Below are 14,418 nucleotides of genomic sequence, written 5' to 3'. Positions count from 1 at the left end.
CGACGGGCTGCCGGTGCGGGTTTTGTACCGGCAGCCCTCCCGCATGGTGAGTTGCCTCCCATCTGATGGGATTGTCGGGGGTGCCCCGTACCCTGGGAACCATGGCCGACGACTACTCCGTCCTGGGTTTTGAAACACGCGCGATCCACGCCGGGCAGCAGCCCGATCCCCGCACGGGTGCGGTCATCGTGCCGATTTACCAAACGTCCACGTACGCGCAGGACGGCGTAGGCGGTACCCGCGAGGGCGGCTACGAGTACTCGCGCACCGCGAACCCCACGCGGACCGCGCTGGAGGATGCCCTCGCGTCGCTCGAAGGAGCCCGGCACACGCTGGCGTTCGCGTCCGGCATGGCCGCGTCCGACGCGGTGCTGCGCACGGTCCTGCGCCCCGGCGATCACCTGGTCCTGGGCAACGACGCGTACGGCGGCACGTTCCGGCTGATCGACAAGGTGCTCAGCCTGTGGGGCGTCGAGCACACGGTCGCCGACCTGAGCCGCATCGACGAGGTCCGGGCCGCGATGCGCCCGGAGACCAAGCTGATCTGGTGCGAGTCGCCGACCAACCCGCTGCTGGGCGTCGCGGACATCGCCGCGCTGGCCGGTGTCGCCCACGACGCGGGCGCGCGGCTGGTCGTGGACAACACCTTCGCCACGCCGTACCTGCAAACCCCGCTGGCCCTCGGCGCGGACATCGTGGTGCACTCGACCACCAAGTACCTGGGCGGCCACTCGGACGTCGTCGGCGGTGCGGTCGTCACCAACGAGGACGAACTGCGCGAGCAGCTCTTCTACCTGCGCAACGCCGCCGGTGCCGTCCCCGGTCCGTTCGATGCGTGGCTGACCCTGCGCGGTCTCAAGACGCTGGCCCTGCGGATGGAGCGGCACAGCGACAACGCGGATCTGGTCGCCCGCACCCTGGCTAAGCACCCGAAGGTCACCAAGGTCTACTACCCCGGCCTGCCGGAGCACCCCGGCCACGAGGTAGCGGCGAAGCAGATGCGCCGCTTCGGCGGAATGGTGTCGTTCCGCGTAGCCGGCGGCGAGAAGGCGGCGCTGGAAGTCGCGTCCCGCACGAAGCTGTTCGTACTGGCGGAGTCGCTCGGCGGCATCGAAAGCCTGATCGAGCATCCAGGCAAAATGACGCACGCCTCGACGGCGGGCTCGACGCTGGAAGTCCCGGAGGACCTGATCCGCCTGTCGGTAGGCATCGAAGACGGCCGCGATTTGGTGGCGGACCTTACCCAGGCGCTGGGCTGACCCCGGCTTGGTGATGGGGCCGTTGGTTTCCGGAGTCCCATCACCGCCGGGAGGAGCCGGCGGGTCGATCTTGCCCTCGCGTTGGTGAGGCGCTGCCTCTCCCTGAGCCGAGTGGGTACGGCCGGGGTGCGCGCTTGCCGGAGCTTCCGAGCTGGACGGGTGGGAATCCGTCCGGCGGTGTCGCCAGGTTTGCTCAGCTGGGGCCGATTTCCGGTGCGGGTTTCGTGCTGGGGTCGATTTGGCGTGGTTGGTGTGCTGGCAGCTTTAGTGGTGAGGCGGCTTGCCGATTGAGGCGGGTCGGCCCGGGCTGTGTGATCGCGTATGGGTGCTTCCGAGCTGGACGGGTGTGAATTTGCCCGGCGGCGTTGGCGGGGTTGCCCGGCTGGGCCGATTCGGGTGTGGGTTTCGTGCTGGGGTCGATTTGGCGTGGTTGGTGTGCTGGCTGCTTCAGTGGTGAGGCGGCTTGCCGATTGAGGCGGGTCGGCCCGGCCGGTGTGATCGCGTGCGGAAGCTAGCGAGCTGGCCGCGTGCAGTCGTTGCTGGGCGGCCTCGGCAGCGGGAATCTGCCGGGCGGCGTCGGCTGGGGCCGATTTTCAGCTCGGGTGGTGCGGACTTCGCGCTGAGGATCGAATTGGTCTGGCTAGCGCTCGCGGCTTTGGACTCGAGCTGAAGCCACGCAGCCGTTCAGCGTTACGAAGTTCCGAGCTTCCCTGGTCAGAGCCGTCCGGCGCATCGGATCCAGTGCTTCAGCCGAAGGCACCCCAGCGGCTCGAATCCAGCATAATCGGCCACCCGGCGAACCGTTTCCCCGACCGAACTCGCCGAAACCCCTTGCCGCCCAACGGCCCAGCGCCGCTCAGGGTTTGCTGTTCTCCGGGAGCGCGTTGGACGATCGGGTCCCGGTCGTCGCCGGGAGTTCGCTGCCGCTGATGCAGCCGCCGATCAGTTCGATGTGGTTGTCGTGCCGGATGTACTGGGCGGGGCCGGTGCAGGCGGCCGCCTCGACGGTCGCGAAGGCGGCTCCGGCGAGGGCCACGGCGGACAGAATTCCCGCGGCGAGCGGCAGCAGACCGGTGCGGGACTTCGCCCGTGCGGTGGTCCCGTGCTGCGCGCGTGCCATGGTCGCACTCCCTGATCATGTGTGGCTGCCGTTATCAGGGTACCGGTCCGGCGGGCGGCGCACCCCGGCCGTCCGTCGGTGGCATCATCGGCGCCATGGAACTGGTCAGCGTCGAGCGCATCCAGGAAGCTCGGAAGCTTCTCGAGGGCATCACCCGCGTCACGCCGATGGAGCACGCCCGCGACCTGCACCGGCTGCACGGCGGCCCGGTGCACCTCAAGTGCGAGAACCTGCAGCGCACCGGTTCCTTCAAGATCCGCGGCGCCTACACCCGCATTCACGGCCTGACCGCCGAGGAGCGCGCCCGCGGGGTCGTCGCGGCCAGTGCCGGCAACCACGCGCAGGGGGTCGCGCTGGCCTCGTCGCTGCTCGGCATTTCCTCGACCGTCTTCATGCCGCTGCGCGCTCCGCTGCCGAAACTCGCCGCGACTCGCGGTTACGGCGCGGAGGTTCACCTCCACGGTGCTGTCGTCGACGAAACCCTCGCCGAGGCCATCGCGTTCTCGGAGCGCACCGGCGCGGTCTTCATCCACCCCTTCGACCACGTTGATGTCATCGCCGGTCAGGGCACCGTCGGCCTGGAGATTCTCGAACAGGTGCCGGGGGTGAAAACAATCCTCGTGCCGACGGGCGGCGGCGGGCTGGTCGGCGGCGTCGCGGCGGCGGTGAAGGCGGCGCATCCGGAGATCCGGGTGATCGGCGTCCAGGCCGAGGACGCCGCCGCGTACCCGCCTTCGCTCGCGGCCGGTGCGCCGGTCCGGCTGCGCGAGGTGCACACGATGGCGGACGGGATCGCCGTCGGCGAGCCGGGCAAGATCAGCTACGCGCACATTCAGTCGTTGGTCGACGACGTCGTGACAGTCACCGAGGAATCCCTCTCGCGCGCCGTATTGCTGTGCCTGGAACGGCGAAAGCTGGTCGTGGAACCGGCCGGTGCCGCGGCAGTGGCCGCGCTCCTGCAACACCCCGGCGCTTTCGAACCGCCGGTGGTGGCGATCCTCTCCGGCGGCAACGTGGATCCCGTGCTGCTGCAGCAGATCATCCAGCACGGCATGACCGCTGGCGGCCGCTACCTGAAGCTGCACCTGCGCGTGCCGGACCGGCCGGGCTCGCTGGTTTCGGTCCTGTCGTGTGTCAAAGACCTGGGCGCGAACGTCCTCGACGTCGAGCACTCCCGCATCTCCGGCAGCCTCGCTCTCGGCGAGGTCGACGTCGCCCTCGCCCTGGAAACCCGCGGCCCGGAACACTGCAAGGAGGTCGAGGCGGCCCTCGCCGACGCCGGGTTCACGATCGTCAGCTGAAGAGTCTACTGTGGACTGTCCGGCAGCCGGGCGCTGAACCACGGCGGGAGGTAGTCCTCGTCGCGCGGGTAGAGTTCCTGGTCCAGCGCGTAATCCTCGGGGCGGGGCGGCGTGTGGAAGGCCGGTTCGTCGTCCTCGTTGAAGCTGGCCTGGTAGTTCGACGGCGGGTCGATGACCAGCGAGAGCGTGTACCAGGTGCCCCGGCCTTGGACGTACTTGCTGCGCCGCAGTTCAGCCAACGGCCTCGACAGTTCCCGCGAAACGGAAACCTGCTGCGTGCTCCCGTCCGCCATCCGCGCGCCGCACGCGAGGTTCGCGTGCCTGCCCAGCGCCATGAAGTCGAAGACGATCCGCTGCCATCCCTGCGGAGCCGCCGCGACGAGTGCCGCCGAGATCTCGCTCAGCAACTGCTCTGGATCCTTCGGGTCCGCCTCGCGGGGACGGCTCTCCTCGGCAGGCGGTCTGGTCATCGCCGCGAGCATCCGCGCCTGCGTCGCCTCGTCGACCTCCGGCACGGCGTACCCGGCCGTCCGGATGTGCTCGACCAGTTCCGGATCCGGCGAAATCCCGTGCTCACGCAGGTAATAGGCGACCGCGCCGGGCCACACCCAGCGGCCGTCGGTCCGGAAGTTCAGCGGGACGGCGTCCGTGCGGGACGGATCGAAAGCGTCGGTGTCTTTGCTGCGGGACGCCAGGATGACCGGCGCGCTGTCAAGATAGGCGAGAACTCGCTCGCGCTCCTCCGGCGACAACGTTTCCCGTTCGACGACCGGTTTCCCCGCCTCGTCGAACCCGTCGTACACGCGCGGAGTACGCGGCTCGACAGCCTCGCTCGCTGAATCCTCTTCGGAGACAACGGTTTCCGGTTCAGGCGCGGCCGGTTGTGCTTCTGCGGGAACCTCTTCCGCCCCGGAACTCTCGGGAGCGATCTCTGCCGCAGCGGCTTCACTGGGCTCTGATTGCGCCTCGTCGCCAGCCGAGGCCGACGCGGCCTGGTCGAGGTCGGGCAGCGGCGGAGGAGTGGTGGGCAGGGGCGGAGGCGACCCCGGCTCGTCGACGGGGAGAGCCGGAACAGCGTCCGAGGCCTGCTCCGGCGATGTGGCAGGCCCAGCCGAGGACGGCGGGTTCTCCGCGCCCGGCAACGGCGGCGGCACCTGCCCCGAGCCCGGCACCGGCGGAGGCGTCGCAGGGCTCGCACCAGGAACCGGCGGAGGTGCCGCGGGGCTCGCACCAGGAACCGGCTGTCCAGGAGCAGCCCCCGGCGGAGGAACCGCGCCAGCCCGCTGCCGCAGCCACGGCGGAATGAACCGGTCCTCGCGCGGGAAGAACCGCAGCTCGTCCTGGAAGCCGATCGGCGGAGGCATCTGCCGCCACCGCGGTTCGACGTCCGGCTGATAGTCCGTGTACGGCGGCCGCTGCGGCGAGAACACCAGCGTCGCGGTCAGCCACGTGCCGCGACCCGGCTGGTACATGCCGGTGCGCAGCACGCCGAACAGCCGCGGCAACTCCGGATGCGGCTGGACCGGGTAGGTCCGGTTGTCCGGGGCGAGCACGGTGACGTCGACTTCGACGTGCCGTCCCGCGGCGCGGCAGACGACCTGCAGCTGCTGCCAGCCCGCGGGCAACGCGGCCGCGGCCGCCTGGCCGATCTGCTGGACGAGCTCCTGCTGCTGAGCAGCGGTGAGCGGCACCGGTGGCCGGGTCATGAGTTCAGTGGCTCCTCGCCGGGCGAACGCGTCATTTCGATCAACCGTTCCGCGGAGTTCCCGCGAGCAGGCCGGTCGGTGGCCAACCGTACTGCGCGTCGAACGTCACCGCGACCGTCCGGACCGGCGGCGCGACACAGGACGTCGGCACAGTCATTCGCCGAGGACGATGTCCTGCGCCCACGGCGGCAGGAAGTCGGACCCGGTCTCGCGCATGATCTCCAGTCGCTCCCGGTAACGCTCGACGTCCGGTGTGATGGCCTTGAACCACGCGCTGACCGAAGTCCAGGCGACGCGCGCGGGCTCGTCCTCGGTGACCAGCCAGACCGGCGGGTCGTCCTGGTCGGCGTTGGCCCCGTCGACCACGTGGTAGGTGTACCCGCCGTGCGCGGCCAGCACCAGTGCGCCGTCCACATCGGACAGTTCGGCGTTCTGCGCGTTCGCGGTGGCGGCGGCGTGGTTCTTGGCCTCGCCGCGCACCGCGTGCACGCCCAGCGAACTGCCGGGCAGCCACAGGCCGTGCGTCGTGCCGATGAGGCGCAGCACTTCCCTGGCGGCGGCGGGCACGGCCCGGGCGCGCTGGTCTTCCGCCATCGCGTCGATCTCGGCATCGGATGCGCCGCGCACCGATTCCGCGCGCAAACCGGCTTCGACCGCACCGGCGAAGATCGCGCGAACCAGTTCCGCGCCGTCGCCCGCAGACGCCGTCATCACATCAACCTTTCACCGGCGAGGTTGACGACCTCGACCCGGACATTCGGGAAAAGCTGCTTGTACTGCAGGATAACATCGGTACAGGAGTCGCAGATCTGGTACTCGTTCGGAATCATGTCCCGCTTGGCGGACGGCAGGTCCACGACCATCCGCAGGTCGCCGCTGATGTCCTCGCGCGTGACCGGCGTATAGGTCTGCCCGGTTTGGTGCGCGCGTTCCGCGCCGCGCCGGTTGATTTCCTCGAGGGCGCCGTCCATTCGGTCCCGGGCTCGCGCTGTGTCGCCGCGAAGTCCTTCGCGGTACATGTTTTCGTTGTTGTTCTTGAGGTACGCGGCTTCCTCGCGCCGGGATTTTTCGATTTCCTTCTTGACGATGTCGTCGATTTCGCCGCGGCCGAGACCGGAACGGGACGCGAAATTGTGCCGCACCATTTCTTCGAGCAGTTTCGGCTCCGAGTCGTGGGTGCGGCCGAACTTGCCCTCAGGGTCGGGCATGCCGAGTTCGGGCCGGTACGGACCGGCGTCCTTGGTGCCGAACAGCCGCTCGGACTTGGGCCACTCGGGGCCGTCCTTCGCCGGCGTCCAGTCGTGGCTCTTCCCACTGAAACTGTAGAGATCGACAGTTTCGCCGTTCGCGTCGCGGAACCTCGCCGTGGTGAGGGCCCGTTCGTGCGGACGGCGCACGTCGTCGGTGAGCGGGTTGCGGTTGCCGTTGAGCTCTCGCACGCCGTCGAGACCCTCGGCCCGGCGGTCGCGGTTCTCCTGCCGGAGGTCGCGCACGTCCTGGTCCCGCTGTTCCTGGTTGAACGGCGGCTGTCCGCGGTCGACGGCGCTGTCCGCGTCGATGTCGTGCGGGTCGTGGTGCTTGCCGTCCGGGGCGAACCCGTCGTCGCCGACGTGGTGCGACGTGCCGTCCGGGCGGTGCACCGACCATTCGCCGTCCGGCGGGATCCGCGGCCGCATCCGTCCGTCGGGGCCGATTTCGTAGTCGGACGAGAAGACGCGGCCGTGCGAATCGGTCCACGCCGGTTTGCTCGGGGCCAGCACCTCGGTGTCGAGCTCGCGCGACAACCGGTGCGCGAAGTCGTTCGACCCCGCGTCGCAGCCGATCAGCCGGATCGGCCTGCCGTCGTAGTTCCCGTTGCGCCGCAGGATGTCCGCGAACTCTTCCGGCGTGTACCGCCGGTCGCCGATGCGGGCGTGGCCGTCCGCCGTGACGTGCACGTCCACCGTGTAGCGCCCGTCCGGGTCCGGCTGGACGCGGTGCGGCAGGTCGCCGAGTTCCGGGTCGCCGCGGTGGTACGAGCTGCCTGCCGGGGTGTCCTCGGCGTGCCGGTGGTTGACCTCGTCCGGCGACAGCGGCTCGTCGTGGTGCGGCGGGGCGCCGTCGTGGCCGGAATTGTCATGGTGGTCCGACCCGTCCGAATCGGGGCGCTTCGGATCCTGGTGCTTCGGGTCGGCGTGGTCCGGTTTGTGGTCGGGCTTGTCGTTGCCCGGCTTGCTTTCCGCGTCGTTGTGCTGCCCCGGCTTCTTCTCCGGGGCGCCGTCCTTCGGCTTGCCCGGCTTGGCACCGTCCTTCGGGTTCCCGGATTCGTCGGCGTTCGGTTTGCCGTTCTGCGCCGGGGATTCCTTTCCGGTCCGTTGTGGACTGTCGCCGGGTTTGGCGGGCGGCGCGTCAGTACGAGCGCCGCCGCGTGCGACGGGCTCGGATGAGCCGTCGGGACGCCCCGCGCCGCGCTGGCCTCCTCCGGGACCGGTCGCGACGGCCGCCGCGGCCGGGGGCGCGTCGCCGGATCCGCGGTTGCCCGACGCGGGCGATCCGCCGCCGGACGCCGGTGCTGGCTCCGTACGGCCGAGACCTGGTTCCGTACCAGGCCGTTTGGGCTGTCCGATGTCACCGCCGTCACCGGGGCGCTGCGGACCGCCGCTGGACGAATCCGCCGGACGCTGCGGCGAAGAACCACCGCCGCCGGGGCGTTGCGGGGCGGAGTCGCCAGTGCGGTTGGGCGTCGAGCCGCCGTCCGAGGGCCGCTGCGGAGCGGGCGCGCCGTCGCCACCGCGCTGAGACGGGGTCGAGGAACCGCCGTCGCTGGGCCGCTGCGGGCCCGGCCCGGATCGATCCGGAGTACGACTCGGCCCACCGCTGTCCGCCGGACTCGGGCTGCTGCTCGGCCGCCGGCCCGAAGGACCGCTGTCCGGAACCCGGTTCGGCGCCGCCTCGGGAGCCCGCGTCCCCGGCGTTCCGGTCCAGCCGCCGCCGCTGGGCCGAGGTGCCGGACCTCCGCCGCCAGCCGGGGCATTCGTCGGACCGCCGCCGCCCCCCTGCTGCGGGAAACCTCCGCCCGCCGGACTCTGGTTCGGTGCCGAACCGCCGCCGTCATTCGAGCGGAGGTGCTGCGGGGGAGCGGATTCCGGAGCGGGAGCGTCCGTGCGAGGCGGCGCGTACCCGCTCGCCGACGTCGAGTCGTTGCTGCTCGCATGAGGCGGACTCGGCTCGTCGCCGCCGGTATGCGTGCCGCCGCCCGGCGACGAGGACCCGCTGGAGTGGGGAGTACTGGGCGGAGCGCTGACAGAGGACGGGGCGTCGCTGTGCGGAGAGCTTTGCGGCAGGTAAGAGCTGTCCGGGGAATCGCTTCCCCCGCCGGACGTCGGGCTCGAATCACCGGCGAGCGTCGACGGGCTGGAGTCGGTGTGGCTCCCGCCCAGACTGTCCGAAACGCGCCGGGGCGACGACGTCGCAGTGTCGATTGTGGACGGTCCAAGGTCGTCCGTCAGCGAGGAAGGCGAGCCGGGCGAAGACGGACTGTCGCTGCTCGGGCTGTCGGATCCGTTGGGGCCGCCGGAATCGCCCGGGTGGTCATCGGGCGAATCGGAACTGTCCGAACCGTCGTGGCTGCCGTTCGGGCCCTCGCCGCTCTCCGGGTCCTCCGATCCGTGGGAGCGGCGCGAACCGGCCGGCGAGCCAGGGTCCACGTCTCCTTCGCCGGATCCGCCGTGCGGGCCGCCGCCGGAACCGCCCGCACCGCCGCCGGAGCCGCCGCGGTGGAAGAAGCCGCCCGCCTTGATGTTCTTCGTGCTGATCACGTCGAGTCCGGTGGCCTTGCCGGCCAGCTTGCCCAGCACCTTGATGATCTTCGTGAAAACCTCGGCGAGCTTGCCGAGCAGCGGCGAGACCCGGCGCATCGTCTCGCACAGCTTCGTCAGCAGCTCGCTGATCTTCTCGCCCCATTTGGAGATCGCCGTGACGGCCTGCGCGACCACCAGCGGCGTCCCGAACCCGAGCGAGAACACCTCCTCCATGACCCAGGAGATCAACTTGCCCACCAGGTCCGCGATGAGCTGGCGCACCAGACCGCGCACGAAGGCGACGACCTGGCCCATGATCATGGTGACGGTGCCGATCGCGCTCGCGACCGTCGCCGCGCCGCCGATCGCCTCGGCCGCCTCCGCCGCGGACTTCCGGTAGGCGTCCGCGCCGTCGCCCTTCCACTCCGCGGTGCCGGTCTTGACCGCGTTCTCGAGGTCTTTCTGCCGTTCCTGCAACGACTTCGCGACGTTGCCCCAGGTGTCGGCATAGGACTGGATCACCGGCGGGTTGCCCGCGACCGAGTCCAGCATGTCCTTCAGCGGCTGCACGTGCTCCATCAGGAAGGACGCCACCGACGACATCAGGTAGCCGAACGGGTCGATCGCCGCGCCCGCGATCTCGCCGGCGAGGCTCGCGACGCCCAGTCCGCCGGAAACCCAGTCGCCGTCCGCGATCCCCTTGAACGCGTCGGTCGCCGATTCGGCGATGTTGATGCCGGTGGCGTAGCCGTAGTCGCCGTTGCCCTCGGTGAACGGCCCGGGCCCGTCACCGTCCTTTTTGGACTCGGCGACCAGCGGATTGGCGTCGGCCATCAGTCGCTCGCCTTCATCGAACCGGCGGCTTCGCCTTCGTAGCTGTCGTACGCCTTCGCCGCGTCGCGCACCTTCTGCGCCTGCGCGTCCATCGCGGTGACGGTGTTCTGCAATGCCTCGATCCCGTAGTTCTCCACCGGATCCAGCATCATCCGGAACGGCTGGCAGAGAATGCCGTACGCGTCGGTGGGCATGCTGACCTGGTGCGCGGCGTCGGCCGCCTGCTTGAGCCCGTCGGCGAGCGCGTCGAGCTGGCGCGCGTGTGCCTCGAGATCGCCGCCGATCTCATAACCCCTGGGTGCCATGGTTTTTCTTCCCCTGGAACGGCTTCCGGTCAGGACAGGATCGATCCGCCGAAGTCGTCGTCCTCGTCCGACGAGTTCCGGCGGCGGCGTTGCTGCTGAGGCGGAGAGGGCGGGCCCGCCGGGGGCGGTGCGGCGGCACCGGTTTCCTCGGCGTCCTCCGGAAGGAACCGGCGCACCCGGTCGGAGGCGGACTCGGCCGGTTCCTCGGGCGGCGGAGCGGGAAACGTCCGCTGCGCGTCGGCCACCAGCGTTTCGGTGGTCTCGTCGCCGCCGACGGTCTCGGCCGCGGCCTGCTGCAACAGTTCGGGGATCCGGGCCTGCGCACGCTGCACGAGCCGCATCACCTCGGCGGAGACGTCGGCCATCTTCTTGCCTGCCGCGGAATCCGCGAGCACCAGGTTCTTCAGCAATCCCTTGGCGTCCACGGTGACCTCGACCGCGCCGTCCTTCGACCGCTCGGTGACGGTTTGGCCCTGCATGCGCTCGGCCATGGCCTGGTAGCGGGCAGCGGTCTGCTGGAGCTGCTTCGTCCAGCCCTCGATCATCTGCTCGCTGGCGTCGATGCTGTCAGGCATCGGGCCCCTTTCTCCGCGGTGACGTCTTCAGAATGACGGACGCGCGACCCCGTCGGTTCCGCGCGGTTCCGAATTGTCCGCACGGCGCGGTTTCCTACCTGATGTCGACTACTGTACGCGAACTTCTGGTAGCGCGCCGTAATATAAACGGCCCGCCCGCGAAGTTCGCGGACGGGCCGGAGAAGGGGAGGAAGCGGATCAGAGGTTGCCGCGGCGCTCCTGCTCGCGCTCGATGGCCTCGAACAGGGCCTTGAAGTTGCCCTTGCCGAAGCCGAGCGAACCGTGCCGCTCGATGAGCTCGTAGAACACGGTGGGCCGGTCGCCGATCGGCTTGGTGAAGATCTGCAGCAGGTAGCCGTCCTCGTCGCGGTCGACCAGGATCCGGTGCTCCTTCAGCGTTTCGATCGGCACGCGCACCTCGCCGATCCGGGCACGCAGCTCCGGGTCGTCGTAGTACGAGTCCGGGGTGTCGAGGAACTCGACGCCCGCCGCGCGCATCGCGGTGATGGTGGCGATGATGTCGTTGGTGGCCAACGCGATGTGCTGGCAGCCCGCGCCCTCGTAGAACTCGAGGTACTCGTCGATCTGCGACTTCTTCTTCGCGATCGCCGGCTCGTTGAGCGGGAACTTGACCCGGTGGTTGCCGTTCGACACCACCTTGCTCATCAGCGCCGAGTAGTCGGTGGCGATGTCGTCGCCGACGAACTCCGCCATGTTCACGAAGCCCATGACGCGGTGGTACCAGTCGACCCAGTAGTCCATCTTGCCGAGTTCGACGTTGCCGACGCAGTGGTCCACCGCCTGGAACAGCCGCTTCGGCGCGCCCTCGGGCCGCTTGACGGTGCCCTCGCGCGGTTCGAAGCCGGGCAGGTAGATGCCGGTGTAGCGGGACCGGTCGATAAGCGTGTGCCGGGTCTCGCCGTAGGTCGCGATGGCCGCGCGGCGGATCGTGCCGTGCTCGTCGGAGACGTCGTGCGGCTCCTCGAGGATCGTCGCGCCCTCCTTGCGGGCGTGCTCGACGCACTTGTCGACGTCGGTGGTCTCCAGGGCGAGGTCGATCACGCCGTCGCCGTGGCGGCGGTGGTGGTCGAGCAGCGGGGAGTCGGGCTTCACGCCGCCGGTGATCACGAAGCGCGCGGAACCGGACTTGAGCACGAAGGCCTTGTGGTCGAGCTGTCCTGTTTCGGGACCGGAGTACGCGACCAGCTGCATGCCGAACGCGACCTGGTAGAACCACGCGGTCTGGGTGGCGTTGCCCGCGATGAACACCACCGCGTCGAGGGCCTTGACCGGGAACGGGTCGGTCGAGGCGTCGTGGTCCACCAGTCCGACGAGCTGGCGGAGCTGGTCATAGCTGACGTCGTCGAGTGCGCCGTGCGGATCCATCGTGGAGGTCATGCATTGAGCATGAGTCGCGCCCGGCAAGCTGCGCAACGGTTTCCGTTTCGGCTGGACAATGTGCTCAGCATATCCTGGATATGCTCGGTCATCTTGGACAACCTGTGCAGGGAGAAACTGGTGCTTGACTCGCTCGACGCGCGGCTGCTGCTGTTGCTCACCGACTCGCCCCGGCTGGGCGTGCTCGAATGCGCGCGCCGGCTCGGCGTCGCGCGCGGCACCGTGCAGGCGCGGCTGGACCGCCTCACTGAACGCGGCATCCTCGGCGGCTTCCCGCCGGAGCTCGATCTGGCCGCGATGGGATACAGCCTCACCGCGTTCGCCGTGCTGGAAATCGCGCAGGGCAAACGCGCCGGCGTCGCGGAGGCACTGGCTGCGATCGACGAAGTGTGCGAAGTACACGCCACCACCGGACAAGGCGACCTCTTCGTGCGCCTTGTCGCGCGGGACAACGACGATCTGCAACGCGTCATCGACGAAGTGGTTGGCGTGCCGGATGTCTTGCGTACGTCGACTTCGATCGCGTTGTCGACACCAGTGCCGCCGCGAGTGCGGCCGTTGCTCGAACGGACGGCTAGGACACGTACGTGAGGTAGCGCTTCGCGGAGCGCTGTACGACGTTGTGGCCGTCTGTACGCACGATGGCGTTCCACCACGCGCCGTAAATGGCTTCGAAGGCGTACGGCTCCAACAGTTCCGCGGCGTGCCGTACGACGCTCGGCCGCTCCGGAATGAAGTTCGGGTAGCTGTACATGAAAGCGACGTGCGTACGGTCCGGGACGACCTGCACGATGTCGCCGGACAGCAGCGCTCCGCGGCCGTCCTCGCCGTCCGGCCAGTGCATTACGGTGCCGCCGGCGAAATGCACGCCGAGGTTGATCAGTTGCAGATCCGGCGACACGTCGAGCGTCGTCCCGGTCCACAGCTGGATCGACGGGTCCGGCCTGCCGATCCACTGCTGATCGTTCTCGTGCAGGTAGACCGGGACGTCGAAGGCGTGCGCCCACTCGACCATCGTCGTGTAGTAGTGCGGGTGGCTGATCGCGATGCCGGTGATGCCGCCGAGCTCGGTGATCTTGCCGATCAGCTCGTCGTCGAGGTAGGCGGCGCAGTCCCAGAGGAAGTTGCCGCTCGCCGCGCGGACCAGCAGCGCGCGCTGGCCGATCGCGAATTTCGGATCCGAACCGACGCCGATGAGGCCCGGCCCCTGCTCCTCGACCCGCGGCTTGAGCTCGCCGTTCGAGCGGAGCGTGGCCAGGTCGGTCCACTGCTGCCCGCCCGGCGGCACGTACTGCCGCTCGTCCTCGCAGATCGGGCAGTCCGCTCGCGTGGCGGCGTACTGCGTCCCGCAGGTCAGGCAGAGCGGTTCCGTGCTCATCGGTGTCCTCCCAGTGGTTTCGCTGGTAGACACGCTAGACCGCCGAACGCGCGCCGGGCCACGGAGAAAACCGGGCGGGCGCGCGTTCGGCGGAGACGAGTCAGGACTCGCTGTAAGGCACCGCCTTGATCAGGGTGACCTTCATGGTCTTGCCGTTCGGCAGCTCGTACTCGCGGGACTCGCCCTCCTTGGCGCCGAGCAGCGCCTTGCCGAGCGGCGACTCGGGGGAGTACACGTCGAGCGCGCCCTCCGCGCCTTCCTCACGGGTGGCGAGCAGGAACTTCTCCTCCTCGTCGTCCCCGTCGTACTTGACGGTGAGCACCTTGCCGGGGCCCGCGGTGCCGTCGTCCTCCGGCGCCTCGCCGACCTTCGCGTTGCGCAGCAGCTCCTGCAGGTGCCGGATGCGGGCCTCGGCCTGGCCCTGCTCCTCGCGAGCTGCGTGGTAGCCGCCGTTCTCCTTGAGGTCGCCCTCTTCGCGGCTGTCGTTGATGCGGGCGGCGATGACCGGACGATTCTCGATCATTTCGTCGAGCTCGTGCTTGAGCCTGTCGTAGGCATCCTGGGTCAGCCAGGTCACCTTGGTGTCGCTCACGGTCACCATCTCCTCGTAGGGCCTGCCAGGCTTGGGTGTACAAGCCGCCACCGCGTACGCACGCGGCTGAGATAAAGGAAAAACACGGCCCGTCGGGGGCCGTGCTGGTAAACGAGCGTATCACGGCAGGACAGGTCGACGCCGGTCCATTTCACGCCGCGCGGACGCTCG

The 14,418-nt window shown here is 69.4% G+C and carries 12 protein-coding genes; 3 read left to right on the top strand and 9 right to left on the bottom strand.

Translation table 11 applies throughout. The features are described from left to right. The first annotated feature begins 101 nt into the window (after nt 1-101). Nucleotides 102-1,259: a cystathionine gamma-synthase gene (locus H5411_RS13340; RefSeq protein ID WP_183123920.1), complete on the top strand. Its 1,158-nt coding sequence runs from the start codon at nt 102-104 to the stop codon at nt 1,257-1,259. Nucleotides 1,260-2,115: 856 nt separating this feature from the next. On the opposite strand, the gene H5411_RS13335 is transcribed toward H5411_RS13340, so the two are convergent. Continuing rightward, a complete protein-coding gene (locus H5411_RS13335) occupies nt 2,116-2,379 on the bottom strand; it encodes a hypothetical protein (RefSeq protein ID WP_183123919.1) in 264 nt (87 codons plus the stop codon). Nucleotides 2,380-2,474: 95 nt separating this feature from the next. Between H5411_RS13335 and ilvA the strand changes: the two genes are divergently transcribed. Then, the gene (gene ilvA / locus H5411_RS13330; RefSeq protein ID WP_183123918.1) at nt 2,475-3,680 is read left to right on the top strand and encodes a threonine ammonia-lyase; all 1,206 of its coding nucleotides are present in this window, start codon (nt 2,475-2,477) and stop codon (nt 3,678-3,680) included. Between the two features lie 5 nt (nt 3,681-3,685). Here ilvA and H5411_RS49290 read toward each other — a convergent pair whose 3' ends face one another. The 6 genes from H5411_RS49290 to hppD all read right to left on the bottom strand — a co-directional run bounded on the left by H5411_RS49290 (nt 3,686) and on the right by hppD (nt 12,277). Further along, the gene (locus H5411_RS49290) at nt 3,686-5,386 is read right to left on the bottom strand and encodes a hypothetical protein (RefSeq protein WP_376772138.1); all 1,701 of its coding nucleotides are present in this window, start codon (nt 5,384-5,386) and stop codon (nt 3,686-3,688) included. 153 nt (nt 5,387-5,539) lie between these two features. Beyond that, nucleotides 5,540-6,097, bottom strand: coding sequence for a hypothetical protein (locus H5411_RS13320; protein WP_183123917.1), 558 nt, complete (start codon nt 6,095-6,097; stop codon nt 5,540-5,542). Further along, nucleotides 6,097-9,999, bottom strand: a complete 3,903-nt coding sequence (locus H5411_RS13315) for a hypothetical protein (protein WP_183123916.1) — start codon at nt 9,997-9,999, stop codon at nt 6,097-6,099. The genes H5411_RS13320 and H5411_RS13315 overlap by 1 nt, the downstream gene beginning before the upstream one ends. Beyond that, on the bottom strand, nt 9,999-10,304 hold the full coding sequence (locus H5411_RS13310) for a type VII secretion target (protein ID WP_101437751.1): 306 nt from the start codon (nt 10,302-10,304) through the stop codon (nt 9,999-10,001). The genes H5411_RS13315 and H5411_RS13310 overlap by 1 nt, the downstream gene beginning before the upstream one ends. Nucleotides 10,305-10,333: 29 nt before the next feature. After that, nucleotides 10,334-10,879: a YbaB/EbfC family nucleoid-associated protein gene (locus H5411_RS13305; protein WP_183123915.1), complete on the bottom strand. Its 546-nt coding sequence runs from the start codon at nt 10,877-10,879 to the stop codon at nt 10,334-10,336. A gap of 198 nt (nt 10,880-11,077) precedes the next feature. Continuing rightward, nucleotides 11,078-12,277, bottom strand: coding sequence for a 4-hydroxyphenylpyruvate dioxygenase (hppD, locus tag H5411_RS13300; protein ID WP_183123914.1), 1,200 nt, complete (start codon nt 12,275-12,277; stop codon nt 11,078-11,080). Between the two features lie 117 nt (nt 12,278-12,394). Between hppD and H5411_RS13295 the strand changes: the two genes are divergently transcribed. Next, nucleotides 12,395-12,868, top strand: a complete 474-nt coding sequence (locus H5411_RS13295; RefSeq protein ID WP_183123950.1) for an Lrp/AsnC family transcriptional regulator — start codon at nt 12,395-12,397, stop codon at nt 12,866-12,868. Here the strand turns inward: H5411_RS13295 and H5411_RS13290 are convergent. Together H5411_RS13290 and greA are read right to left on the bottom strand one after the other, a co-directional pair. Continuing rightward, entirely contained in the window at nt 12,852-13,655 is an 804-nt protein-coding gene (locus H5411_RS13290; RefSeq protein WP_183123913.1) for an MBL fold metallo-hydrolase, read from the bottom strand. The genes H5411_RS13295 and H5411_RS13290 overlap by 17 nt on opposite strands. Before the next feature lie 100 nt (nt 13,656-13,755). Next, nucleotides 13,756-14,256 carry a transcription elongation factor GreA gene (greA, locus tag H5411_RS13285; RefSeq protein ID WP_101437755.1) on the bottom strand — a complete coding sequence of 167 codons (501 nt, stop codon included), beginning with the start codon at nt 14,254-14,256 and terminating at the stop codon, nt 13,756-13,758. Between the last annotated feature and the right edge of the window lie 162 nt (nt 14,257-14,418).

The organism is Amycolatopsis echigonensis (assembly GCF_014174495.1).
Classification (GTDB): Bacteria; Actinomycetota; Actinomycetes; order Mycobacteriales; family Pseudonocardiaceae; genus Amycolatopsis; species Amycolatopsis echigonensis.
Note: the sequence above shows the minus strand (reverse complement) of the source record. Positions and strands in the feature narration are given on the sequence as shown.